18 protein-coding genes, 1 rRNA gene and 2 pseudogenes are annotated in these 22,747 nt (G+C 60.9%); 11 read left to right on the plus strand and 10 right to left on the minus strand.

Features of this window, described 5'->3' with window-relative positions:
* Positions 1-10 precede the first annotated feature (10 nt).
* From rrf to CAF77_RS21485, 4 genes are all read left to right on the plus strand, one after another.
* A 5S ribosomal RNA gene (gene rrf / locus CAF77_RS21470) occupies positions 11-126 on the plus strand.
* 149 nt (positions 127-275) lie between these two features.
* Entirely contained in the window at positions 276-935 is a 660-nt protein-coding gene (locus CAF77_RS21475) for a paraquat-inducible protein A (RefSeq protein ID WP_085655262.1), read from the plus strand.
* Positions 922-1,545, plus strand: a complete 624-nt coding sequence (locus tag CAF77_RS21480) for a paraquat-inducible protein A (RefSeq protein WP_085655263.1) — start codon at positions 922-924, stop codon at positions 1,543-1,545. Before CAF77_RS21475 ends, CAF77_RS21480 begins: the two co-directional genes overlap by 14 nt.
* Positions 1,538-3,841 carry a PqiB family protein gene (locus CAF77_RS21485; RefSeq protein ID WP_064384018.1) on the plus strand — a complete coding sequence of 768 codons (2,304 nt, stop codon included), beginning with the start codon at positions 1,538-1,540 and terminating at the stop codon, positions 3,839-3,841. Before CAF77_RS21480 ends, CAF77_RS21485 begins: the two co-directional genes overlap by 8 nt.
* Positions 3,842-4,055: 214 nt before the next feature.
* Here the strand turns inward: CAF77_RS21485 and mksF are convergent, their stop codons facing one another.
* From mksF to mksB, 3 genes are read right to left on the minus strand one after another with little or no spacing between them, the layout of a single operon-like run.
* The gene (mksF, locus tag CAF77_RS21490; protein WP_064378540.1) at positions 4,056-6,896 is read right to left on the minus strand and encodes an Mks condensin complex protein MksF; all 2,841 of its coding nucleotides are present in this window, start codon (positions 6,894-6,896) and stop codon (positions 4,056-4,058) included.
* A complete protein-coding gene (gene mksE / locus CAF77_RS21495) occupies positions 6,893-7,594 on the minus strand; it encodes an Mks condensin complex protein MksE (protein ID WP_085655264.1) in 702 nt (233 codons plus the stop codon). The genes mksF and mksE overlap by 4 nt, the downstream gene beginning before the upstream one ends.
* Positions 7,584-8,864: an Mks condensin complex protein MksB gene (gene mksB / locus CAF77_RS21500; protein WP_170928981.1), complete on the minus strand. Its 1,281-nt coding sequence runs from the start codon at positions 8,862-8,864 to the stop codon at positions 7,584-7,586. The genes mksE and mksB overlap by 11 nt, the downstream gene beginning before the upstream one ends.
* A 231-nt stretch (positions 8,865-9,095) precedes the next feature.
* Here mksB and CAF77_RS21505 point away from each other — a divergent pair, with 231 nt between their 5' ends.
* Entirely contained in the window at positions 9,096-9,842 is a 747-nt protein-coding gene (locus CAF77_RS21505) for a hypothetical protein (protein WP_064378537.1), read from the plus strand.
* On the plus strand, positions 9,835-10,287 hold the full coding sequence (gene rimI / locus CAF77_RS21510; RefSeq protein ID WP_007951758.1) for a ribosomal protein S18-alanine N-acetyltransferase: 453 nt from the start codon (positions 9,835-9,837) through the stop codon (positions 10,285-10,287). Before CAF77_RS21505 ends, rimI begins: the two co-directional genes overlap by 8 nt.
* Before the next feature lie 124 nt (positions 10,288-10,411).
* Here the strand turns inward: rimI and CAF77_RS21515 are convergent, their stop codons facing one another.
* Positions 10,412-10,816, minus strand: coding sequence for a hypothetical protein (locus CAF77_RS21515; protein WP_064378536.1), 405 nt, complete (start codon positions 10,814-10,816; stop codon positions 10,412-10,414).
* A 141-nt stretch (positions 10,817-10,957) separates the two neighbouring features.
* Here CAF77_RS21515 and can point away from each other — a divergent pair, with 141 nt between their 5' ends.
* Entirely contained in the window at positions 10,958-11,602 is a 645-nt protein-coding gene (gene can / locus CAF77_RS21520) for a carbonate dehydratase (protein ID WP_011335942.1), read from the plus strand.
* Between the two features lie 8 nt (positions 11,603-11,610).
* On the opposite strand, the gene CAF77_RS21525 is transcribed toward can, so the two are convergent.
* The 5 genes from CAF77_RS21525 to CAF77_RS21545 all read right to left on the minus strand — a co-directional run bounded on the left by CAF77_RS21525 (position 11,611) and on the right by CAF77_RS21545 (position 18,604).
* The gene (locus CAF77_RS21525; RefSeq protein WP_064378535.1) at positions 11,611-12,135 is read right to left on the minus strand and encodes a hypothetical protein; all 525 of its coding nucleotides are present in this window, start codon (positions 12,133-12,135) and stop codon (positions 11,611-11,613) included.
* Positions 12,136-12,315: 180 nt separating this feature from the next.
* Positions 12,316-13,488, minus strand: coding sequence for a hypothetical protein (locus CAF77_RS21530; RefSeq protein ID WP_064378534.1), 1,173 nt, complete (start codon positions 13,486-13,488; stop codon positions 12,316-12,318).
* 61 nt (positions 13,489-13,549) lie between these two features.
* Positions 13,550-15,277, minus strand: a complete 1,728-nt coding sequence (locus CAF77_RS21535) for a J domain-containing protein (protein WP_085655265.1) — start codon at positions 15,275-15,277, stop codon at positions 13,550-13,552.
* Positions 15,278-15,288: 11 nt separating this feature from the next.
* A complete protein-coding gene (locus CAF77_RS21540; RefSeq protein ID WP_085655266.1) occupies positions 15,289-16,986 on the minus strand; it encodes a molecular chaperone HscC in 1,698 nt (565 codons plus the stop codon).
* Between the two features lie 199 nt (positions 16,987-17,185).
* The gene (locus CAF77_RS21545) at positions 17,186-18,604 is read right to left on the minus strand and encodes a short-chain fatty acid transporter (RefSeq protein WP_085655267.1); all 1,419 of its coding nucleotides are present in this window, start codon (positions 18,602-18,604) and stop codon (positions 17,186-17,188) included.
* Between the two features lie 200 nt (positions 18,605-18,804).
* Here CAF77_RS21545 and CAF77_RS21550 point away from each other — a divergent pair, with 200 nt between their 5' ends.
* The 4 genes and pseudogenes from CAF77_RS21550 (at position 18,805) to CAF77_RS21560 (ending at position 22,239) form a co-directional block, all read left to right on the plus strand.
* Positions 18,805-20,118, plus strand: a complete 1,314-nt coding sequence (locus tag CAF77_RS21550) for an MFS transporter (protein WP_064378530.1) — start codon at positions 18,805-18,807, stop codon at positions 20,116-20,118.
* 207 nt (positions 20,119-20,325) lie between these two features.
* Positions 20,326-20,964 (plus strand): annotated as a pseudogene (locus CAF77_RS29770) (PAS domain-containing protein); the annotation flags it as partial.
* Between the two features lie 156 nt (positions 20,965-21,120).
* A pseudogene (locus tag CAF77_RS29775) lies at positions 21,121-21,552 on the plus strand (methyl-accepting chemotaxis protein); the annotation flags it as partial.
* Between the two features lie 87 nt (positions 21,553-21,639).
* Positions 21,640-22,239 (plus strand): flavin reductase family protein, encoded by a 600-nt coding sequence (locus tag CAF77_RS21560; protein WP_064378528.1) that lies wholly within the window; start codon positions 21,640-21,642, stop codon positions 22,237-22,239.
* A 136-nt stretch (positions 22,240-22,375) separates the two neighbouring features.
* Here CAF77_RS21560 and CAF77_RS21565 read toward each other — a convergent pair whose 3' ends face one another.
* Complete coding sequence (locus CAF77_RS21565) at positions 22,376-22,747, minus strand: type II toxin-antitoxin system HigA family antitoxin (RefSeq protein ID WP_085655268.1); 372 nt, start codon at positions 22,745-22,747, stop codon at positions 22,376-22,378.

A 22,747-nucleotide genomic window follows, 5' to 3' on the forward strand; every position in this document is an offset into this window, starting at 1 on the left:
ACCCGAATTTCTTGACGACCATAGAGCGTTGGAACCACCTGATCCCATCCCGAACTCAGAAGTGAAACGATGCATCGCCGATGGTAGTGTGGGGTTTCCCCATGTGAGAGTAGGTCATCGTCAAGATTAAATTCCGAAACCCCAATTGCGAAAGCAGTTGGGGTTTTGTTTTGCCTGCAGGAAAGTTTTTGCTCGCGTCAGCGAACAAATTTGCACAGTTATTTTCGAATCAGAACACTAGAATAGATCCCAACTTTTTCGGAGCCAGAGCCCTTATGTCAGATTCGGTTGACGCCCCCGGGCTGTCAGATTTACCGCTGGATGACTTGGTGGCCTGTCATGAGTGCGATCTGCTGATGCGCAAGCCCAAGCTTGCTCACGGCGAAAAAGCCCTCTGCCCACGCTGCGGTTACGAACTCTACGCTCATCGTCATAACGTGGTGCAGCGCAGTCTTGCCCTGGTCATTGCCGCGCTGTTGCTCTACATACCGGCGAACTTTTTACCCATCATGCAGCTCAATGTTCTCGGGCAATCGTCGCAGGACACGGTCTGGAGCGGTGTGATCGGTCTGTTCAATACCGATATGCGCGGTGTCTCAGTCGTCGTATTCCTGTGCAGCATGGCAATTCCCCTGCTGAAACTGCTGTGTCAGTTGGTCGTGTTGCTGACCATCCGTTTCAACATCGGTCGTAGCTACGGCCTGCTGCTCTACCGCATTTATCACCACCTCAAAGACTGGGGCATGCTTGAGGTCTACCTCATGGGCGTCCTGGTGGCGATCGTCAAACTGGCGGACATGGCCGCCATCACCGTCGGTCTCGGTCTGGCATGTTTCATCGGCTTGTTACTGGTTCAGGTCTGGCTCGAAGTGGTGATGTCACCGCATCAGATCTGGCAGGCGTTATCAGGAGAAGATGCCCATGCGGGCGATTGATGCGGGCATTTTGATCTGTACCGAATGCCACGAACTGAACAGGCAGGATACCGACACCGATGTGCAGACCTGCACCCGATGCGGTGCGCTGGTTCACGCTCGGCGGCCCAATAGCCTTGCGCGAACCTGGGCGCTGCTGATTACGGCCGCGATTATCTACATCCCGGCCAACGTACTGCCGATCATGACCGTCAGCTCACTGGGGCAGGGTGATCCGAGCACGATCATGTCCGGCGTCATCCAGCTGGTGCAGCACGGCATGATTCCGATTGCCGCCGTGGTGTTCATTGCCAGCATCCTGGTGCCGACGTTCAAGCTGGTGGGCATCGCGCTGCTGCTGTTTTCCGTGCAGCGCCGCCAGCCCTTGTCCGCCCGTCAGCGGATCTGGATGTACCGCTTCATCGAGTTCATCGGCCGCTGGTCGATGCTCGATATTTTCGTGATCGCCATTCTGGTGGCGGTCGTCAACTTCGGCCGGCTTGCCAGTGTCGAAGCCAATCTTGGCGCCATCGCCTTCGCCAGTGTGGTGATTCTGACGATGCTCGCCGCTGTCACTTTCGATCCCCGACTGATTTGGGATAACACGGAGTCGGATGCCGACCATGACTGATTTGCCTGTAGCGAAAACCCGACCGGCTTCGAACTGGTCTGCCATCTGGGTGCTGCCCCTGATCGCTCTGATTATCGGTGGCTGGCTCGGCTGGCGTGCCTATAACGAAACCGGCATCGAGATTCAGGTGCGGTTTGAAAGCGGTGAAGGCATTCAAGCCAATAAGACCGAGGTGGTCTACAAAGGCATGCCGGTCGGCAAGGTGAAAGCACTCAAGCTCGATGATGAAGGCAACTCCAAAGGTGTCATCGCGACCATCGAGATGAACAAGGATGTCGATCAGTACCTGAAGACCAGCACTCGTTTCTGGCTGGTCAAACCGAGCGTGACCCTGGCCGGAATCACCGGCCTGGAAACCCTGGTATCGGGTAACTACGTGGCCATCAGCCCCGGCGAAGGCGAGCCGACCCGCAAGTTCAAGGCCCTGGCCGAAGAGCCTCCGCTGTCGGACTCCAAACCCGGTTTGCACCTGACGATCAAGGCTGATCGCCTCGGTTCGCTGAACCGCGGCAGCCCGGTGTTCTACAAGCAGATCAAAGTCGGCCAGATCAAAAGCTACGTGCTGTCGGAAGATCAGAGCACGGTCGAGCTCAAGGTGTTCATCGAACCGACCTACGCCAAACTGGTGCGCAAACACACCCGTTTCTGGAACGCCAGCGGCATCAGCATCGACGCCAACCTGTCCGGGGTGAAAGTGCGCAGCGAATCCCTGGCCAGCATCGTCGCCGGCGGTATCGCCTTCGCTACGCCGGAGAACCGCAAGGACAGCCCGCCCACCGATCCAAGCCTGCCGTTCCGTCTCTACGAAGACTTCGATGCGGCCGCCGCCGGCATCCGTGTAAAGGTCAAACTCAGCGATTTCGAAGGCCTGCAAGCCGGGCGCACCCCGGTGATGTACAAGGGCATTCAGGTCGGTAACCTGAAAGCGCTGAAGATCGATCCGGACCTGTCCAGCGCGACCGCCGAACTGACTCTCGACCCGCTGGCCGAAGACTATCTGGTCACCGGCACGCAATTCTGGGTGGTCAAACCGTCGATTTCCCTGGCCGGCATCACCGGTCTGGAAGCACTGGTAAAAGGTAACTACATCGCCGTGCGCCCGGGCGACAAGGGCGGCGCTCCGCAACGTGAATTCGAAGCCCGACCAAAAGCGCCGCCGCTGGATCTGCGCTCACCCGGCCTGCACCTTGTGCTGTTCACCGATACCCTCGGTTCAATCGATGTCGGCAGCCCGATCCTCTACAAGCAGGTCAAGGTCGGTTCGGTGCAGAGCTATCAGTTCTCCAAGACCCGCAAGCAACTGGTGATCGGCGTCCACATCGAGAAGGAATACGAAAACCTGGTCAACGCCTCGACCCGGTTCTGGAACGTCAGCGGCGTCACGCTGACCGGCGGTTTGACCGGCGGCATTCAGGTCAAGAGTGAATCGTTGCAGACCTTGATGGCGGGCGGCATCGCCTTCGAAACGCCGCAAGCCAAAGCGCCGCTGCAAAAACGTATCCCGCGCTTCCGTCTGTTCGCCAGCCATGATGAAGCGAATCAGAAAGGCGCCGTCGTCACCATCAAGGTGGATCGTGCGGACGGTCTGCGCAGCGGCACCCCGGTTCGCTTCAAAGGCCTGGACGTCGGCAAGATCGAAAGTGTCGACCTGACCGATGATCTGCAATCGGTCATCCTCACCGCGCGCATCACTGAAGTGCCGGAGAAGATTGCCCGGGTTGGCAGCCAGTTCTGGGTGGTCAAACCGGAATTGGGGCTGATCAAGACCTCGAACCTGGAGACCCTGGTCACCGGTCAGTACATCGAAGTGCAACCGGCAGCCAAGAACCTCGGCCCGCAGAAGAACTTCGTGGCCTTGGCCAATCCGCCGGAAGTCACCAAGCAGGAGGCAGGCTTGAGCCTTGTGTTGAGCGCTGCCCGTCGCGGTTCGCTCAAGCCAGGTGTTCCGGTGACTTACCGTGAGATCACCGTAGGTAAAGTCACCGGTTACGAACTGGGCCAGACAGCGGATCGCGTACTGGTGCACATCCTGATCGAACCGAAATACGCGCCACTGGTGCGCAGCGGCAGTCGCTTCTGGAACACCAGCGGCGTCGGTTTCGACATCGGCCTGTTCAAAGGCGTAACGGTGCGCACGGAGTCGCTTGAGACAGCGATTCAGGGCGGCATTGCCTTCGCCACGCCGGACGGCGAGCAGATGGGTAACCCCGCGCGCGCCGAGCAAACCTTCCCGCTGTTCGACAAGTTCGAAGACGAGTGGCTGAACTGGGCACCGAAAATCCCCCTCGGTAAATAATCCGGGAAATATGGGGCGTTGTTGAGGACGCCTTCGCGGGCAAGCCCGCTCCCACAGGTTTTTGTGTTGAATACAAATTTGTGTAAGACATCAATCCCTGTGGGAGCGGGCTGGCCCGCGAAGAGGTCCTGTCATTCAGCACAAAATTCCAAGACATAAAAAAGGGCCGCGATCCAATGGAACGCGGCCCTTTTTTGTGCCCGTCAGTTACGCATCAAACCGCATCCAGCTCCGGCTCGTCCGCTTCGACATTGACGGTGGCCTTCACCACATCGTGGCGACGGATGTACTTCCAGTCGGCCTCGTCGATGTAGATCCCGGCCGGGCCACTGCCGCCTTCCAGGTCGATGGCGACACTGGCGCAGACCTGCGGCTTCACACTCGCCAGAATCGGCACGAAGCCCAGTTGCAGGCTGGTTTCCAGCAGCGCTGCCTGGTTCTTCTCGTCGATGTCTGCTGCCTCGTCGAGGTAGTACGGCAGGCGCACGCGACCGGCCAGATCGCGGTCCATCAAGTGCAGCAACAGGTACATGTTGGTCAGCGCCTTGATGGTCATCGTCGTGCCGTTGGACGCCGCGCCATCGATGTCGGTGTGGATCACCGGCTGGCCGTTGACCTTGGTGATCTCGAACGCCAGTTCGAACAAGTCCTTGAGGCCGAGCTGGTTGTGGTTCGCCGCCACCAGCCGCGCCAGGTATTCCTTGGCTTCTTCGTTCTTGTTGTCCTGTTCCGCACTTTGGCTCAGGTCGAACACCGACAGGGTTTCGCCTTCTTCGTACTGACCGGCGCTGTGGATGATCTGGTCGATGTGCTTGAGCGCTTCCTTGTTCGGCGCAAGGACGATGCGGAAGCTCTGCAGGTTGGACACCTGACGCTTGTTGATCTCGCGGTTGAACAGCGCCAGTTGGTGCTCGAGGCTGTCGTAGTCGCTGCGGATGTTGCGCAGGGTCCGCGCGATATCGGTGACCGCTGCACGACGCGCCTTGCCCAGGGTCAGGGCTTCGTCGGTGCGGTGCGCGTAAGCGTTGATCAGCAACGACAGACGGCGCTCCATGTCGTCTTCGCTGTCGAACTTGGCCACGCCTTTGAGGCGCACCTGCGCGTACAACGCTTCGATCTGCCCGTCGGCGCGCAGCAGGCCTTGCCAGCTGTCCTGATAGTCGTTGAGCAGCGGCAGCAGGTTGTCCATCGAATCGTCGACCGGATCCATGAACGGCGTACCGAACGGAAGATCCGCCGGCAGCAGCTGACGACGACGCAGGGCATCGTCGAGGGTGCGTTGCTTGGCTTCCATATCGGCAATTTGCCGGCCGACCAGTTGCAGCTTGGCCGACAGTTGCTGGACGCGCTCGGTGAACGCGTCGCTGGAGCGCTTGAGTTCGTCCTGCGCGGCTTCCATCTGCGCCAGTTGCTCGAGCTTGTCGCTTTCTTCGGCGCTCAGGGTCTGAGTGCGGCGGAAATCTTCCAGCGCCTTCTGCGCATCCAGCACCTGCTGGTACAGCGCTTCGGTCTGGGTCTTGCTCGCGGCGCGGTCGGCGGCCACGGCTTGCTGGGTCTTGAGTTGCTTGAGCTCTTTTTCCAGACGTTCTTTCTGATCGCGCAGCGCGGCACGGTCGGCCAGCGCTTGCAGCGCCGGCGGCTCGATGTGCGAGATGTCGATCGACAGGCCCGGCACTTCGAAACGCTCGCCCTTGAAGCCGTCGAGGATCAGCTCGACCGATTTCACCCATTCGCCATCGTCGTCGAGGGTGATGCCGTGTTCGCCCAGCGGCAGGCTGAACAGCGCGCTGTTGAACAGGCGCATCAGGCGCTCGACGTCCTGTTGCGAGAACTCTTCGCGCAGACGGGCGTAGCTGTTGTTGTCGGCGTGATCGAGTTGCTGCTTCACCGACTTCAGGCGTTTTTCCAGATCGCGAAGACGTTCTTCGAGATCCTCGGCACTGAATTGACGAGACTGCGCCAGCGCACCGGCCAGTTCGTCGTGAGCGTCCTTGGCCGCCAGCAGTTGCTGCTCCAGGACTTTGACGTCATCGACCAGGGCGAAGCGGTTCTTCAGAACGGACAACTCGCCGAGCCAGCGCTGGATGCCGGAGATTTCCCGTTCCAGACGCATCAGTTCCTGAGTGCCACCGCGCTGATCGTTTTGCAGATCGTCCTGCTCGCGACGGTAGTGCTCGGCCTGGATGGTCAGCTCTTCCTTGCGCGCCGTGGCGTAGTCCGACCAGGTGCCGAGCAACGAGTCGAGCAGCGGCGACAGGCGATGCAGTTTGCCGCGCAGTACATCGCGCTGTTTCACGCCGTTGGACAAGGCTTCGACCAACGGGCCGGCCGCCACCAGCGAGTTGTAGTCCTGTTCCATGCGCCGCACGTCGCGGAAGGCTTCTTCGCACGCGGCGATGTAATCGACGCTGCCGGAACGCAGGCTGTGTTCGAAAGCATCGAGGAACAGTTGCTTGAGCTTGGCTGCGGTGATTTCGCGCATGTGCAGCAGGTTGATGAACAGCGCACGGAAGGTTTTCAGGCTCTGCTCGCTGGTGGAGCGCAGCGGGATCAGGGTCAGATCCAGCGGGATCGACGTATGACCGCCAACCAGCAAGCGACGCAGTTCATCCGGCTTGAGTTCGTAGGCTTTCAGGCCTTCTTTCTCAAGGTTGCTGAACAGCTCCTTCTGGCGCAGGCAGGTGTCGTTTTTCTGGTAGTGCGCCAGGTCGAGTTTGCCGGCGTAGGCAAAGAACTGGTGACCGAAACCGCCACCCGGGCCGCGACCGACCACGCCGATCACGTGCGGGCCGTGGGGCAGGTTCACTTCCACGAGGATGTAGCTGGTGTCGGAGGCAAAGTAGAAACGCCGGGATTGTTCCAGGCTGTATTTGCCGAAACTCATGTCCGACATGCGCGCCAGGATCGGGAACTGCAAGGCGTTGATCGAGGCGGATTTACCGAGGTTGTTCGCGCCGTAGACCGACAGCGGTTCTTCCAGCGGGAACAGGCCAAGGCTGTAACCGGCGGTGTTCAAAAGGGCAAAGCGGCGGATGCCGTAGCGTTCCTGGCTCATGCGTCGGACTCCTGTTCTTCGGCAATGGCGCGGGCCAGTGCGTCTTCTTCGCTCTCTTCATCAAATTCGGAAAGATCGAGCGGGTCGTCGGTGGCGAGGAATTTCGCCTCGGCTTCTTCGTCGATCAGCACCGGTGCCGGCAGCGGCAGAACGCTGTGCACGCTGGCCGCCAGATCGCGGTCCTGCTGAACCGACAGGCAGACGTCGAGGAACCGGTGCATCGGCGGCAGGAAACGGTACACGCCGTTTTCCTCGCTGGCGAAACCGAGCTGGGTCATGCGGCGCATGATTTTTTCTTCCAGCTCTTCAACCGTCTGCACTTCGGCCTGGATGAACAGGTCGCGGTACTTTTCCAGCAGCGACGGCAGTTCTTCGCGGCCGAGGCTGCCGCCGTCGAGTACGGCGATCGGGTCGCGGCCCTGATCGGCCAGATGCTCGACCAGGATGAAAGTGAACAGCGCCAGACGCTGAGCAGTCTTGTTCACCGCCGCTGCGGCCATGTCCGGCACGAAGTAATAGAAACCACGGGTGTCGCAGACCAGTTCGAAGCCCAGTGCCTTGAACAGCGTGCGGTATTGGTCCTGGAAATTCGACAGTTGCGCGTACAGCTCCGGGTCGCGGCGGCTGACGTGGTAACCCTTGAACAGCTCGCGGAAGATCGGCGCGAGTTGCGACAGTTCAGATAGATCAAGATGCATTGGGGATGCTCGCAGAATCCTCGGCGGCGGTGTCGGCGGCCGAGAGCAGGGCGAAGGAGCGCAGGCTGACCTGGTGCTCGTGAGTGTGGTATTCGCGGCGTTCCAGACGCTCGCGCTTGAAGCGTTTTTCCCGCGACAGGCGCGAGAACCAGTACAGCAATTCGTCGGTAGCGCCGTCCGGTTCCTGCTCCAGCAGCCAGGTCATCAGGTCCGGCATCGGCAGGGATTCTTCGCAGCGGTCGACCATCTCGCGCACTGTGCGCGGTGCGCGCGGGGCATCGCCGGTCTTCTGCGATTTGTGCGCCTTGGGAAAACGCGCCGGTTTCGGCTCGAAACGGGCCAGGGCGTAAACGTAGGCTTCGACCTGACTGGCGCTGCCGAGGAAGGTGCTTTGCGGCCGGGTGAACAGCGGCATCGCGGCTTGCGGCACGGCGTCGATGCCTTTCCGGCGGATCGCGGCGAGGGCGAGGGCGGCGCCACGGGTCACGGCGTTGTGCCGGCGGGCTTCTTCACGCAGCGGCAGCAGCAATTCCCGAGCGTGACGCAAGGTCAGCTGGGCACTGGTCTGCATTTCGAGTATGCGCGCGTGGGTGCGCAGCAGCATGTCGTCATCGACCAGATGGCCGAGGCGCTGCTGTTCGCTGAGCATCTTCAGCAATACGGTTTCGACCTTGCGCACGCCTTGCTCGAAAGCGCCGTCGGCGTTCACCAGATCGATCATCGGCTCGACGTATTCGTCCCACGTCGCCAGTACTTCGGCGTAACGCTGACGCAGCGGAATCTGCCGGTCGCTGGTCTTGGCCCGTTCGGCCACGGCCACCAGCGCCTGTTCGTCGTTGTCGAGTTTCTTCAGAACGTCGCGCACGCGCATGTCGAGCAGGCGCAACTGGCGGGCCAGATCATTGCCGTCGCGGACGTCGAATGCATCCTGAATGTAACCGGCCAGACGTTCGAGGTGGCGCAGGTAGGCTTCGATTTCCAGGCACAGGCCCAGACGGTGTTCGCGGCGCAGGTAGGCGAGAAAGTCGTGAATCTGCGCATTGAGTTCGAAACGGTTCGGGCTTTTCGCCACGGGAACCAGAATGTCGAGGCGGATCCACACGTCGAGCAGGCTGGTGATGTCCTGCGGCGTGCTGTCCAGTTGTTGGGCGGCCAGTTGCGTGCGCAGTTCGTTGAGGCTCAGGGTGCCCTGGTCGAAGTGCTCGCACAGTGGCTCCAGAAGTGCCCAGTGTTCAGCGAGGGCGCGCAAGACGCGCTTGGGTTCGATCATCGGAATGGCCGGCTGGTTGGCGATTAAAAGCCGCGATTGTACTGCATCACGAAGGATGCGATTCACTCTCGGGACGGGCTGTCGCTTTTCTTTGCGTCAAGGTATCGGTCAAGACTATCGATCAACAGCGCGCGATCTTGAGCGAAGGGCGGTAGAATCAGCGCACTTCAGTTATCCACAAGTGGCCGACCCTTGCTAATCGAGTCCCGCCGCCGCGCCTATTTGAACGCCATGCAGGTGGTCAACTGGCTGCCGCGCACCGAATTGCCCTTTGCCGCGCCGTCGCGGCCCGAGCTGCTGGACATGCCCGAGCCCGAGATTGCTGCGCCGGTGATCCCGGCCACCCCGGCCGAAGCGCCGGAGCAGCCGGCCGCGCGTCCGGTCGAACGGCCGAAAATCGAAGTTCCGCGACCTTCGCTGGCCAGCACCCGCACGGGCGCCATACCGGTCGAAGAAGTCGACGAAACACCCGTGGTGGCCAAGCCGGCACCGGTGCCGCCACCGCGTTTTGCCCTGCAATTGCTGCGCGCCGGCCGTTGCCTGCTGCTGGTGGAGTTACCCACAGGCGAAGCCTTCCAGTCCCGCGATCCTGCCTATCTGTTACTCAAGGACATGCTGCGTGCCGCCGGTCTGCCGGACGCGCCGCAGATTGTCGGTGAGCCGGTGCGCTGGCCTTGGCTGAACCGCGGCACGATGGATCAGGGCCCTGAAGCGGCCCGGGATTTCGTTCAGGGTTTCCTGTCGGTGCAGATGGAGGCGGCGCCGTGCGCCTGCCTGTGGCTGATCGGCCTGCCGGCGGTGCGCTTTGCCGGTGAGGCGGATGCCGAGGCGTTCAACACTGAATTGCAAATCGAGGGTCTTGGCCTGGCGTGGGCCGTGCCGGGGCTGGAATTGTTGATGGATGAGCCACAGCGCAAGGCCGCCGTGTGGCAAGCCATGCGTCGGCTGATGGCGCGCTGGAAAGAATCGAATGAGTGACGCTGTATCGTTTCGCCCGATGACCGAGGCGGATCTGGACGCTGTGCTGAAGATTGAATTCGCCGCGTACAGCCATCCATGGACTCGCGGGATTTTTCTCGACGGCCTGGGCAAGTACCAGATCTGGCTGATGTTCGAAGGAGAGCAGCAGGTGGGCCACGGGGTGGTGCAGATCATTCTCGATGAGGCGCACCTGCTCAACATCACGGTCAAGCCGGAAAACCAGGGGCGCGGGCTGGGGTTGACCTTGCTCGAATACCTGATGTCCCGCGCCTACGCCGCCGATGCCCGGGAATGTTTCCTGGAAGTGCGCGACAGCAACACGTCGGCCTTTCGCCTGTACGAGCGCTATGGCTTCAACGAGATCGGCCGGCGCCGGGATTACTACCCGGCGGTCGGTGGGCGTGAAGATGCCGTGGTCATGGCCTGCACATTGGTCGATTAAAACGTTAAAGCATCGCGGGCAAGCCCGCTCCCGCAGGTTCTGGTGTCGTATACATAATTTGAGTACGACCCGGATCTCTGTGGGAGCGGGCTTGCCCGCGATGGCGTCCTGTCAGGCAATACAATCAGCGGTTGCCATCCAGCGGATCGCGGCGCGCCAGTTCCGCTTCATCCAGCCCATTGCCGCCGCCGATGTCGTCCTCGTCGACCACGCTCAAATCCCAATCGGCCTGATCGCCTTCGCCGAGTTCCCGGGCATCCCGGGCACCGTCCTCACGGATCAGGGTTTCCGGGCTGAGGTCGTCGTCGGTAGGCTCATGATCGGCGGTCGATGCCCCAGTCAAACCGGCTTCGCGCACGCGCTCGCGTGGCATCAACTGTTCGCGCTCGCGTTCAGGCAGTTCATCGCCGATCTTCGCACTGGGCTCTTCATCGTCGAAATCCAGCTCGTGCACCGACCCCATGCGGTCTTCGTTATTATCGATGGGCTCCGGTTGCACCGCATCGAGGGGACGTCGTGAATCAGTCATGGCAAATCCTCATTCTGTGGGCCTTACTGAGGTGGACTCACCGGGTGCGCGAGAATTCAAAGCAAATCACCAGCGATCCGTGCGTGACCCCGACGGGCGGTCGACTGTCATACCAGCGCATCTTTCTTGAGGCCTTACAGCATGCATGACTTACAAGACCTGATTGATAACAACGAGCGTTGGGCTGACGCGATCACCAAGGAAGACCCGGATTTCTTCGCCAAACTGGCTCGCCAGCAGACGCCTGAATACTTGTGGATCGGCTGCTCCGATGCGCGGGTTCCGGCCAATGAAATCGTCGGCATGCTGCCGGGCGATCTGTTCGTTCACCGCAACGTCGCCAACGTGGTGCTGCACACCGACCTCAACTGCCTGTCGGTGATCCAGTACGCAGTGGACGTGCTCAAGGTCAAACATATCCTGGTGACCGGACACTACGGCTGCGGCGGTGTGCGTGCGTCGATGCAGGATCGTCAGTTCGGCCTGATCGATGGCTGGCTGCGTTCGATCCGTGACCTGTACTACGAGAAACGCGAAGAACTGGCCAGGCTGCCGACCGAAGAGGAACAGGTCGATCGTCTGTGCGAGCTCAACGTGATTCAGCAAGTGGCCAACGTCGCCCACACCAGCATCATCCAGAACGCCTGGCATCGCGGGCAGAGCCTGTCGATCCACGGTTGCATCTACGGCATCAAGGATGGTCGCTGGAAGAGTCTGAACACCACGATCAGCGGTTTCGAGCAATTGCCGCCGCAGTACCGTTTACGTCCGGTCGGCGCGCCTTGACCGGTCGTTCAGCGTAAACCTTGTCGCCGCCAGCTGAGCAAATAGCGCTGGCCTTCAAGATTGGGTGATTCGTCGTAACCGGTGATCCACCCACGGCAGCGCGAGGACCCGCAACCGCAGGCGAACTGCCGCAGCAGTTTGTCTTCGGTGGCGGTGTAATCCACCGTCAGCCGTTCTCCCGCGACAATGTCGCGCAATGCCCACAGCCATAACTCGCTCATGTCGAGAAAGGTGTTCGGGTCGCAACAATGCTCGATTGCCCCGCAAAAACGCGGATCGTACAGATGGATGCCGGCCAGCAGTTGCCGAGTCTGTCGGCAGCGATAGGGCAGCAACTGGCCCGAAAACCGGCACATTCGGGTGATACGCATAAATGCCCGGCACGCTATGACAGCGGTGGCCACGCCTTCGGGATCGTGAACAATCTCGAAATCCTGCTTCGACGGAAATCCCAGGCGGACGGGGAGTCCGGCAAAAGGATAAATGCCCTCGGTATCGCGTGCCGGTTTACCCGGTAATGCGTAAGTGTTCATAACGCTCCCTGTTGGCTCGGTGTCGCGACTTCCCTGGGCTGACGTCCTGTCAGTCCTGCAACACAATGATTGGATCCAAGATCCCGTAAATCACACTAGCGGTCTACTGTCAGATCTGACAGGCGAAATAGACGCTTTCCCGAGTCAGCCGAGGCTGACACGGGAACGTCGCACGTTCGTTCAGAGGTGGGCGGCGGGCGCGGCCATGTCCGGCAATGGGCTTTTCAGCTGTTGCAGTTGGGATTTGACCGGTGCGGTCGAACAGGTTTTGTCCGCCTGTGCCACGGTCTCGTTGCGGATCGTGGTGTAGAACAGCTCGCAGGTCTTGGCTTTCTGCGTCACTTGCCAGGTCTGGGTGCAGCTGTTGAGCAGTGTCTTCGGATCGGTGCCCGGTTTGCTGCCCATTCCGGCCTGCCAGCAGGCAGCGCTCAAGTCTTGTCCCATCACCTTCAGACCGGCCGCATCGGCCTTGGCCTGGGCATCGTCGCCGGTGTAGTTGCTCGGGTCGGCGGCGTACCAGATGTAGCTCGGGTGGTTGGAACCCAGCACCGGTACGTTCACCCCCGCGCTCGGGCTGATGGTCGCCAGGCCCAGTACATTCACGGTCGCACCGTATTGCTGCTTGATCCAGTTACGCACTGGCGCACCAAAGGCAACCATCGGCAGCACGACGCCGCTGGCGTTCTGGCTGACCTGCCTGACCATGGTGGTCTGGTAATCCTTGAAGTAGTCGTACACGCCTTCCAGATCCTTGCCGGCGCTGGCGGGCGCGGCGATCGGGGCGATGTCGATGATGGTCTGGTAGGCCGGCGTCTGGTCGGCGGGGATGCCATTGTCGGCCAGCAGCGCGGCCCAGCGGTCGGTGGTGTTCGAGCGCAGGTAATCCTGGGCCTGGGTCAGCGAGTAATCCGGCGGGAAGTGCAGCAGCTCGACACTTTTGCGGTTTTCCAGGGCCATGCCCAGTGGCAGGAACAGATACCAGCTGTACGACCATTTGCCGTCGGCATTGAGTTTGCTGGCGCCGTTGTAGGCCAGATCGCCGGCGTCGAGCAGCGCTGTCAGCGGTTTGTCGTAGCCCTGTGGTACGCCGCTGATTTCGGCATAGAGCTGATCGTTGTCGTTTTTCACCAGCACTTTGGCGTTGGTGTAGCCGTCGCGCTGCACGCTCTGGCTCAGGTAATGGGCGACGGTCTGCTCCAGCGTCCAGTTGCGAAAGCAGATCACGCTGCAATTGTTGGGGTAGGCGAAGAGGCGGGTGACGCGTTCGGTGCTGCCCAGTTTCAGGTCGACATCGGCGTGGGCTGCGGCGCTCAACGTGAGCGCCGCGAGGGTGAGGCCTGCGAGTTTCAACATGCTCAGATCCTTTTCAGCGAGGGTAAAACCTTGGTGGAGGGCAATCCGGCCCGCGTCTAGCCTAGCCGGGGAACAGGTGTTTCAGCGAATAACCAAGCTGACTGGCAAGAATCACGCCGGTCATGACCACCAGAAACAGCAATTGCAACGGGCTGAAATGCGCCCAGTGCAGCGCGGTCAGCCATGGGTGCTTGTCGCTGAACTCCGGGTCGAGCGTGCCGATACGTCGCTTGTGCCAGAGCCCGATCAGAATCACGCCGATATAGGTGAAGGCCCCCAGGCCGCCGAGCATGACCGAGAACAGCAGGATCATGACGGCTTGCGGCACGCCATGGCGCAGCACGAGCCAGCGGGTGTCAGGGTTCCATCGGCGTGGAATGATCTTTTCGGTCAACCACAGATCCTGAACGATCAAATGGGCGCTGATCAGAAACCAATAACTCAGGCCGATCCGGAAAAACCAGACAGGAACGCAGGCGAAGGCCAGCGGGATGACGATGCTCATCGCCGTGGTCTTGTGCTCGGCGGGTAGATAGAACAGCCACAGCGCCAGCGCGATCGCCGCCCATGACTGCATCCAGGTTTCGGCGGCGATGTAGCGCGGCAGAAACCGTCGCCAGTAGAAAACATCGGCGTACGGAAGACGGGCGAGCAGGTCAGGGAAACGCCACTTGAGGGTTTCCGACAACTGCTGGCAGGCCTGCCAGTCCGCCGGAATGAAGCGGTCGGTCATGTCTTTGTGTTGCCGCGGCTTCATCGGGCTGATCAGCATCCGTGCGGCCAGCGCATCGGGCGACCCGTTGCGCTGATCTTCGGCCCGGGCGCACAGATTGTCGTAGAGGCTTTCCTGATTGCAGCGCTCGATCATCTCCTGCCAGAGCCAGTCCGGTTGCGGATGAATGCCCTTGGTGTCGTCCCAGCCAAACAACTGGGACACTCGGTCGAACAGCGGCACGCTCCACTCTGTGTCCTGCAGCAATTGCAGAACGATCTGCTGCCAGTGTTCCCGACGGTCGAACACCTGGAGCCAGGGTTGGGCCGTGTAAGTCTTGAGCAGGGCGAGAAATTCACGCTCGTTTTGCGAGGCGAGCAGCGTTTCCAGCGATTGTCGATAATCGGCCAGCAGTTCGTTGGCGAGAATGCTGCGCTGCCCGTCGCCGATGACGATTTCCTGCCACGGGCCCAGCCAACCCAGGTGCTGTACCGCCCAGCGGGCAATCGAAAGGCGCAGGGCGGGCTGATCGAAGCACAACGTCAGCAACAGTTCCTGGAACGCTTGCGCACAATCCTGCTGGCGCGCTTGCTCCCAGCGCTGGTCCAGATTGGTGTCCGAGAGGCCGTTCAGCAATTGCGATGCGGCTTCAATGGCCGGGTCGGCAGTCGGCTGCTCGGGTTCCAGGTTAAGAGGCTCCGGATTCAGGGACTGTACCCGCAAGATCGGCGACTCGAGCGGTGCTTCGGGCGCGGCCGGGGCCACCGGTTCGAACAGCGCCGCAGGGTAATCCCACGCATCGGTCCCGGTTTTCTGCAGTGGCTGGGCCATGGACAGCTCTTGTACCGCCAGCGCGGCGATCCCCGGGGCTAGGATGACGTCGTCGTGCTCTTCGGTCTCTTCGTTTTCAAGGCGCCACTGGGCAATCGACAGTGCGCGTTCATAAGCCTCGCGCAGGCGCTGGAAGCCTGCGGCATCTTCATCAGGCCGGAAGACTTTCAGCAGACGCGCGTAACTGCGCTTGATATCACGCAGCCCGGCGTCTTCGGGCAGTTGCAGGACAGACCAGCATTCCATGTCGTGCTTCCTTACTGCCAGGGGCTGCGGTCGAGGGCGCTCAACTGCTTGCTCAGTTCGGTACGGGTTTCGCGGATCTGCCGCTCGTCCTGGGAATCCAGCGCTTGCTGGAATTGCTTGGCCCAGTAGCCGATCTGATCGCGCAGGTCGCCCAGGCTTTCCTGATACAGACGTTCCAGCCGTGCGCTGAGCAGGGTGTTCACTTGCTGCTCGCGCGGATGGATCTTCAGTTGCGCCAAACTTTGCAGGCGTTGCTGGATCTCCTCGGGCGTCAGCACGCCGGGGTTGTTCTCGATGACCAGCGAATGCTGCTGACCGGTCAGAGGAATGCTGACCTGGGCTTCGAGCAAGCCGTTGTTGTCGTAGGTGAAGCGCACATCCAGCTCGACTTCGCCGGCCTTGCGCTTGGGCACCTTGATGTCCAGTTGGCCGAGCGCCACGTTGTCTTTGACCAGACGGCTTTCGCCCTGAAAGATTTTGACGACGACCTGTTCTTGATTGTCGTGAAGGGTCTGCACGGTTTTCACCCGGCTGACCGGGACGATGCTGTTGCGCTCGATGATCGGCAGGTAATGACCGCTTTCATACTGGCGACCGACCTGAGTGGAGGTCTCGATCCCCAGGGTGTAGGAGCAGACATCGGTGAGCACCACTTCTTCCAGCGCGGCCGAACGGGCCTTGAGCGCTGCCTGAATCGCCGCGCCCTGAGCGACCACTTGATCCGGATCGAGGCTGATCGACGGGAAGCGGCCGAACAGCCCGGCAGCCAGTTTGCGCACCAGTGGCATGCGGGTGGTGCCGCCGACCAACAGGATTTCATCGAGGTCGCTGACGCGGATGCGTGCGTCGCGCAGGGCCCGTTCGATCGGCGCGCGCAGGCGTTCGAGCAACGGCATGTACAGCGTCGCCATTTGCGCCTGAGTAATGGTCTGGATCCATTGCTTTTCGCCGACCTGCACTCTGAATTCGGCGCTGGCGTCCTGGCCCAGTGCGCGGCGCACACGCTCGGCTTCGCGGCGCAGCGGCTGGAGGATGGTCGAGCGCTCGGGGAAGTCCGACACGTTGCGATGCTGATCGATAAAGTGCTCGAGCAGCACATTGTCGAAGTCCTCGCCGCCGAGGAAGTTGTCACCGGCGCTGGCGCGCACTTCCATGACACCCTCGAAGAGTTCGAGAATCGACACGTCGAACGTACCGCCGCCCAGGTCGAACACCAGGAACGAAGTTTCCTTGTCCCGTTGATGCAAACCATAGGCGAGTGCGGCGGCGGTGGGTTCGTTGATCAGTTTTTCGACTTTCAGGCCCGCCAGCTCACCGGCGATGCGCGTGGCCTTGCGCTGGGCGTCGCTGAAATAGGCCGGAACGCTGATCACGGCTTCCGTGACGGCTTGACCGTAGGTGCGCTCGACGTCTTCTTTCAGGCTCTTGAGCACCAGCGCAGACAGTTCTTCTGGACGGAATTTTTTATCCCCGAGGTAGACCTCCGTCGCACTGCCCATATGGCGCTTGAACAGCGACGCGGTCAGACGCGGATGAGTGTGCAGGCGTTCGCGGGCAGCTTGTCCGACCAGAATCCGGCCCTGATCGTCCAGACCCACCACGCTGGGTGTCAGGAACTGGCCCAGGGCATTGGGCACCAACTCAGTGGCATCGCCCTGCCATACGGCAACAAGGCTATTGGTGGTTCCCAGGTCAATCCCGACGATCATTGCAACGAACTCCCTTTGCGCTCAGACAAAAAATGAAACAGATATTGGCGCGCAAGAATATTACCGAGGCAGTGGCGCGGTAAAGAAAGATGATGGCTCTGAGCCATTATTTGCGACAGGCAACCGCAGAACGGTTCGTTCGGGTGATTTTGTTGAAGAGAAAGACAGGGCGCCGGGGCCGGCACCCTGTCGCCATCGTTTATGGCATCACGGGCGGGAGATAGGAAAGGGTCGTGCCCAGCGCCCACAGCAACACCAGCACCAGTGGCGTGTGCACCAGCAATTGCACGAACGAGAAACCGATCAGATCCCGCGCCTTCAGCCCCAGAACGCCCAGCAGCGGCAGCATGTAGAAGGGGTTGATCAGGTTCGGCAGGGCTTCGGCGGCGTTGTATATCTGCACCGCCCAGCCAAGGTGATAGTTCAGATCATTGGCCACCTGCATCACGTACGGCGCCTCGATGATCCACTTACCGCCGCCCGACGGAATGAAGAAACCGAGAATCGCCGAGTACACACCCATCAGCAATGCATAGGTGTCGTGGGAAGCGATGCTGACGAAGAACGTCGAGATGTGATGGGCCAGGGTCTGGGCATCGGTGCCTTTGACCGTGGTCATCAGCGCGGCAATCGAGCCATACAGCGGGAACTGGATCAGCACCCCGGTGGTGGTCGGCACGGCGCGCGCCACTGCGTCGAGGAAGCTGCGCGGACGCCAGTGCAGCAACGCGCCGAGCATGATGAACAGGAAGTTGTAGGTGTTGAGCCCGGAAATCGCGGTGATCGCCGGTTTGGTCGAGAACTCGTGGAACAGCCATCCGGCCGCCAGCAGCACCAGCAGGATGATCAGCAGCGGGCTGTGTTCCAGCCATTCGCCGGGACGGGTGCGCGGTTGCAGCGGCGGCAGGTTGAAGGCCGGGTCGATGCCGCAGGCCTTGGCGTCACGTGCCGAGTTCGGGCCGGGCGCGGTGGCGTAGGCGATGATGATCGAAATCACGATCAGTGCCAGCAGCATCACGCCCGACTGCCAGAGGAAAATCGTCTGGGTGAACGGAATCACCCCGGTGATCGACAGGATCGACGGCGGCAGGCTGGCCGGGTTGGCCTGCAACTGCGCGGCGGACGACGACAGGCCCAGCGCCCACACGGCGCCGAGGCCAAGGTAGGCGGCGGCACCAGCGGCGCGATAGTCCATTTTCAGATCGGTGCGGCGGGCGAGGGCGCGCACCAGCAGACCGCCGAACACCAGCGACAGGCCCCAGTTGAGCAAGGACGCGACCATCGAAATGAGCGCGACCCACGCCACGGCCGAGCGACCGTTCTTCGGGATCCGCGCCAGGCGATCAATCAATTTCACGGCGGGCGGCGAACTGGCCACGACATACCCGCCGATCACCACGAACGCCATCTGCATGGTGAACGGGATCAGGCTCCAGAACCCGTCCCCGAAGGCCATGGCGGCGTCAGTGGGTCTGGCGCCCATGGCCAGGGTCGCCAGCGCGACGATGATCACCGCCAGCGCGGCGAATACCCAGGAGTCGGGAAACCAGCGTTCGGCAAAACTTGAACAGCGCAAGGCAAAGCGCGCAGAGCGGCTATCTTCGATATCAACGGCCACGGGAGTACCTCGGATTTTTATGTTTATTGTGGTCTTCAGGGCCTGGACGGCCCGTCTGGACAGGTGCCAACAGTAAATCAACGGCGGATTTTTGTGAGCGTGTTTTGCAGCAATCAGGACTATGGTCTAACGGGTTGTCCGGCGGCCCGTTTGCGTAGACCATGGGCGCCTTGGTTTTTTGCCTGCCAGAGTTCTTTGCCATGACTGCCCATTCCACTGCCCGACCGGCGCCGTTCAGCCGTTCCGACTACAAGACCCTCGGCCTTGCGGCCCTGGGCGGGGCGCTGGAGATCTACGATTTCATCATTTTCGTGTTCTTCGCCCTGACCCTCAGCCAGTTGTTCTTCCCGCCGGAAATGCCCGAGTGGCTGCGCCTGCTGCAAAGCTTCGGGATCTTCGTCACCGGCTATCTGGCGCGCCCGCTGGGCGGGATTCTGATGGCGCATTTCGCCGACCGGTTGGGGCGCAAGAAAGTCTTCAGCCTGAGCATCCTGATGATGGCGCTGCCGTGCCTGCTGATCGGGATCATGCCGACCTACGCGCAGATCGGCTATTTCGCACCGCTGTTGCTGCTGGCGCTGCGCATCCTGCAAGGCGCGGCGGTGGGTGGTGAAGTGCCGAGCGCCTGGGTGTTCGTGGCCGAGCATGCGCCGGCCGGCCATCGCGGTTATGCCCTGGGCTTTCTGCAGGCGGGGCTGACCTTCGGTTATCTGATCGGCGCGTTGACCGCGACCTTCCTGGCGCAAGTGTTCACCCCGGCCGAAGTGCTCGATTACGCGTGGCGTTATCCGTTCCTGCTCGGCGGCGTGTTTGGCGTGATCGGCGTCTGGCTGCGCCGCTGGCTGAGCGAAACCCCCGTGTTCATGGCCATGGAGGCGCAACGCGAGGCGCGGGTCGAACTCCCGCTGCGCACCGTGCTGCGCGATCATCGACTGGCCATGTTGCCGGCGATGCTGCTGACCTGCGTACTGACCTCGGCGGTAGTGGTGTTCGTGGTCATCACCCCGACCATGATGCAGAAGACCTTCGGCATGACTGCCGGCCACACTTTTGCGCTCAGTGCGCTGGGCATTGTTTTCCTGAACATCGGCTGCGTGATCGCCGGTCGACTGGTCGATCGCATCGGCGCGTGGCGCACGGTCATGCTCTACAGTCTGTTGCTGCCACTGGGGATCGGCCTGCTTTACACCTGCCTGATCAGCGGCGGGGACTGGATCGGTCTGGCCTACGCCATCGCCGGGCTGTGCTGTGGCGTGGTCGGTGCGGTGCCGTCAGTGATGGTCAGCCTGTTCCCGGCGCGGATCCGCGTTTCCGGGATCTCCTTCACCTACAACATTGCCTACGCCGCCTGGGCCAGTTTCACGCCGTTGCTGCTGATCGGTCTGATGCCATGGAGCCCGTGGATCTGCGTGATGTTCTGCGCGGTGATGGGCGCGGTGGGCGTCGTCAGTGCAGCGTATTTCGGCTCGCGGATGCCGCGCGCGGAGCCGTGTCCGGTGGCCGGCACCGCCTGAGTTGTCGAGGCTTAACTATTTTTGTAGGACAAGCCTCGCGCGCTCTTCAGAAAAGATTTCCAAGGCCGATGGTTAGGCTGCATACCCGCTATCCATCCAGTCCATCGGTGCTTTCCCATGTTCAACAAACGCCTGAAGCAAGAGCTGGCGGCTCTTCGTGAAGAACTCTCCAGCCTTCTGCAAGTGAAGGAGAGCCTGGAAAGCGAGATGCTGGTGCTCACCCTTGAGCCCGACGGACGGATTCAGTCGGTCAATCAGAACTTCCTCAACGAAATGCTCTACAAGAGCCACGACCTGATCGGCCGCGCCATCGAAGACATCGTGCCGGCCCATGTGAAGTCGGACGAGTTTCATCACCGCTTCAAGGCCGCTCTGACCCGTGGTGAGCATTTCGCTGGCGCTGTGCGCCTTTCACGCGGTAACGGCGAAGAGGCGTGGTTGCGCTCCATCGTCCAACCGGTTCGCTCATCGGATGGCCGGATCAAGCATTTCTCGATTTTCTCCAGCGACCTGACCCGCACCATCGAGGCCTCCCGCGAACACGAAAACCTGATCGGCGCGCTGGTGCGTTCGACTGCCGTGATCGAGTTCGACCTCAGCGGCAACGTACTGAGTGCCAACGACCGGTTCCTGCAGGGCATGGGTTACAGCCTGGCGCAGATCAAGGGTAAACATCACCGCCAGTTCTGCGAGCCGGAGGAGTACAACAGCGCCGAGTACCAGAACTTCTGGCGTCGCCTGAATAACGGCGAATTCGTTGCCGGCCGTTTCAAGCGGTTCGACAGCCATGGTCGTGTCGTCTGGCTGGAAGCCTCCTATAACCCGGTGCTCGACGCCAACGAAAAACTCTACAAAGTGGTGAAGTTCGCCACGGTGATCACCGATCAGGTCAATCAGGAGCAGGCCGTCGCCGATGCCGCCAATATCGCCTACAGCACGTCCCTGCAAACCGACAGCACCGCCCAGCGTGGCACCCGTGTGGTGACCGAAGCGGTCAATGTGATGCGCGATCTGTCGAAGCACATGCAGACCGCCGGCGAGGGTATCGAGGCGCTGAACGAGCAATCCCAGGTGATCGGCACCATCGTCAAGACCATCAGCGGCATTGCCGAACAGACCAACCTGCTGGCGCTCAACGCTGCCATCGAAGCCGCACGCGCGGGTGAGCAGGGCCGAGGCTTTGCCGTGGTAGCCGACGAAGTGCGGCAACTGGCCTCGCGCACCAGCCAGGCGACCGAGGAAATCGTCGGTGTGGTGCGCCAGAACCAGGACATGGCGCGCAACGCCGTGGCCCTGATGACCGACGGCAAACAACAGGCCGAACAGGGGCTGGCGCTGGCGGCGGAGGCGGGTACGGTGATTGTCGAGATTCAGGACGGCGCGCAGAAAGTGGTGGATGCAGTCGGCCAGTTCGCCAACCAGCTATCCAGCTGATGCCTGCCAGGCGAAGGGATTGCCCACGGCAATCCCTTCGTTGTTTTTATCCCGCTACAATCGGCTCTTTTTCCCGGAGCAGATCCCATGAGCGAGTCCTTCCGTCGCCCGGTTCCCCTGAACAAAGCCTACCGCTTGCTCAATCACGGGCCGACCGTGCTGGTCAGCGCCGCCCATGACGGGCAGCGCAACATCATGGCTGCTGCGTGGGCCATGCCGCTGGATTTCGAACCGCCGAAAGTCGCGGTGGTCCTCGACAAATCCACCTGGACCCGGCAACTGCTCGAGGCGTCGGGCACCTTTGTTCTGAACGTTCCTTGTGTGCATCAGGCCGACATTGTGCAGACTGTCGGTTCGACCTCGGGCCTGGAAATCAATCGCGATCAAGGTCAGGACAAGTTCCAGGCTTATGGCCTGCAGACTTTCGCTGGTGAACAGGTTGAGGCACCGATGCTGGACGGTTGCGTGGCCTGGCTCGAATGCCGGTTGCTGCCGGAGCCGCGCAATCATGAACAGTACGATCTGTTCCTGGCCGAGGTGATCGCGGCGCAGGCTGATTCGCGGGTCTTCAGCGATGGACGCTGGCATTTTGAAGGGCATGACGGCCTGCGCACGCTGCACCATGTGGCCGGTGGACATTTCCTGACCATTGGCGATCCGGTGGATGGCAAGATGCTCGAGGTTTGAGCGCCGCTGAATGACAAGTCATGGCCGGATGTTGCAATACAAAAAAGGCTTACCTCTCGGTAAGCCTTTTTCAGTTGGAGGGTGGGGAATTCAGGGTGAGCAATAGATGTTGAGGTGCCTGCATGGCTGTTTTTTATCAGACCGATTTCATGGGTTTGATCAAACTCTCTGCCGGAATACCGAACAAATCGTGAAGTTTCCAGATCATGGGAAGCGTCAGCGCGCGTTTGCCATTCAGAACCTCATAAACGCGGTTTGTCCGGCCAATTGCAGGAGCGAGATCGGCTGCTGACAGCCCGGACTGCTCCATCCGAAACCTTATGGCGTCAATCGGGTTGGGCAGGTCGAGTGGGAAGTGCCTGGCCTCATAGGCTTCGATAAGGGTGATCATGATGTCGAAGTAATCACCTTCAGGTGTGCCGGGCTCTGGCTCATTCTCGAAAAAAACGGACACGTCTTTGAGTGCCGCACGGTAGTCTTCTTCGGTATGAATCGGACGTATGTTCAT

Source organism: Pseudomonas sp. R15(2017), from assembly GCF_002112685.1.
Lineage (GTDB): Bacteria > Pseudomonadota > Gammaproteobacteria > Pseudomonadales > Pseudomonadaceae > Aquipseudomonas > Aquipseudomonas glycinae.